This is a genomic window from Enterococcus sp. LJL120 (genome assembly GCF_054871765.1).
Genome location: NZ_JBTXLV010000032.1, coordinates 1 through 2,178, shown reverse-complemented (window position 1 = coordinate 2,178; position 2,178 = coordinate 1). Strand labels below are relative to the sequence as shown.

General features: G+C 38.3%; 3 protein-coding genes. All 3 read right to left on the bottom strand.

The genetic code is table 11. The features are described 5' to 3' along the window. Nucleotides 1-75 precede the first annotated feature (75 nt). Nucleotides 76-309 (bottom strand): hypothetical protein, encoded by a 234-nt coding sequence (locus ACYSNU_RS18840; RefSeq protein WP_461738605.1) that lies wholly within the window; start codon nt 307-309, stop codon nt 76-78. A gap of 9 nt (nt 310-318) precedes the next feature. Beyond that, a complete protein-coding gene (locus ACYSNU_RS18835; RefSeq protein ID WP_461738604.1) occupies nt 319-558 on the bottom strand; it encodes a hypothetical protein in 240 nt (79 codons plus the stop codon). A gap of 406 nt (nt 559-964) precedes the next feature. Next, the coding region (locus ACYSNU_RS18830) for a primase C-terminal domain-containing protein (protein ID WP_461738603.1) at nt 965-2,178 on the bottom strand (1,214 nt) is incomplete at its 5' end.

The window sequence follows — 2,178 nt, the reverse complement described above, 5'->3', positions numbered from 1 at the left end:
TGTGTAGGGTTAACACAGTCTTAACACATTACGAACACATTATTTGTGCTAAAAACACATAATTTGTGTCACCCACTATTTATAGGTTTTTAGCTTCTCTTGCAACATTACAATCTGTAATTGATACTCTTCAAGTTGTGTTTCTTGTACAGCTTGACTCTGTTCTTCCTGACGAATTTCTCCTTCCAATAATTGAATTTGGGTACTGGTTTCTGTCTGTTGTTTCTCAGTTTCAAATTCTAAATTACTACGCAAATCATCGATGGATACTTGGTATTCTTCGATAGATTTTTTAGACCCGTCAATCATTGTTTGTCTTTATTCAATCGCTGTATTTCTCAAAGAAATAGAATCCTCCAATAACTCCTCGTTCACTTGTTGTTCCGTGAGTAATAGAACGGAGGAACTAGATAAACCACTGCGACTAAACACGAGTTGATTTTGATAGTCTTGCGTTAACATAGTCAGGGGTACGGTAACCCGAATGACTTCCAACTGGTTCGGTAAATAATCAATATAAACGTACGTATAATGGTCCTGTCCTTGAAAAATTTTCACTTGCCGATTGCCTTCTGAAGCGTCCTAATATTCCACATTTACCGACCAAGAATCCTTCACATTAGACGACGTAATCGCCTCATTTGCTAGGACAAAGGAGAGTTTATTTCCATCAAAATCTACGGAATAATCTAGCAGTTCATAGGTAACGTTACCTGTCACTAAGCTAATTAAAACTGCTATAGAATTGTATTTTGGCGAATCGTCAAAGAAAAAATTCAGGCCAGAAAGAATCCATGAAAAAATAATTATTCCATTCTACACACAAAATATAGATTGGATTGATTAATTCGAAATCATAGACACCTATACCCATAACGTATAGGTTCACAAACTATTCTCCCCCTACAAACACTCGTAAGTATCAAAGAAATATTAATGTATAAGGCAGTTTGCGTATTTAAACTTAACTTGTATCTCTTAAATCTAACAACACTGGAAACACATCTTGTTCACGTTTTTTCGCTGGTTTCAGCACGTCATTTACTAACCTACCCGAATTAGGAAATAGGGCTAAAATCGATTTACGATAGGCTTGCTGCACTTCCTGTTTCACAAGAATTAAGGTTTGCATAAGCGCAGACCGGGTAGAAACTTGAATCCCTCCGCCACGGCCACGTTTTGTTTTTAAGTAAATCTGTCCGGTTGTTTTTAGATTAATTAATACATGGTCAAGTGATCTCGCAGGGATACTTAAGTCTTTCAGAATTTCTTTCTTCGTTGTTTCAATTACCGGTTTATAAACATAACTTTGCCTACTCAAATAAGCCAGCAAATCAGCCGCCCACTCGTCAAAATGACTGTTCTGACGTTCTTCTCTAGGCTTCTTAAACTTATACCAGCTGCTTGTACCAAACAACTGAGCGTCAGAAAAGGTTTCTGATGTCCAGTTGGTCACTAACCGGCGGATAACTATTCGGCTAGCAGCTTGATACTTACCTGAATAGGCACTTTTGATGGTTCGAGTGTACTCTTTTTCGCTTAAAGGGCTTGCCAGCTGGAAACTATTAAACTCGTCAAGAAAATCATAGCACTCTTGATAGCTGATTCCTGAAGCATAGTGGGCCAAAGCTAACGTAAATAAAGCATTGTTGCGCCCAATCACGCCTTTAGTGCCACTTATTTCTTTGCGGTTAAGGAGAATTTTCACCCATGGTTCATCAACTTGTCCTCTTAATTTACCTTTCAAAACTCGTAATCCGGCCGGATTTTTACGTTTAGGTTTTGCCGGAGCAAATGTCATAGACCAGTCAATCCATTGCTGCATAGGATAAACAAAGTGTGGTTGATACAACACAACGTTGTCTGTCCGAGGGATTCTAGCAATACCAAAATGGTTGCATGAAAAATCGACAGGCAGAGATTTCCCAAAAAAAGTCCGCAGGTTCTCTGATATTCTTTTTGCAATCCGAATGGAACCATAGTTGTCTTTATTCGAGATATACCACGCATTCTCCAGTACAAAATAAATCTGGTATCCCCCTGGGGATTTCAAAATCATCGTTGGTAAGAAACCAAAATCTGAGTTGATGCAGCAATCAATGATTTGTCTTTCAGAGAGAGTGTCCCCTTCAGGTACATCGATGTCGATTAAAAACGTGTTGATTTGTTTCAAATTGT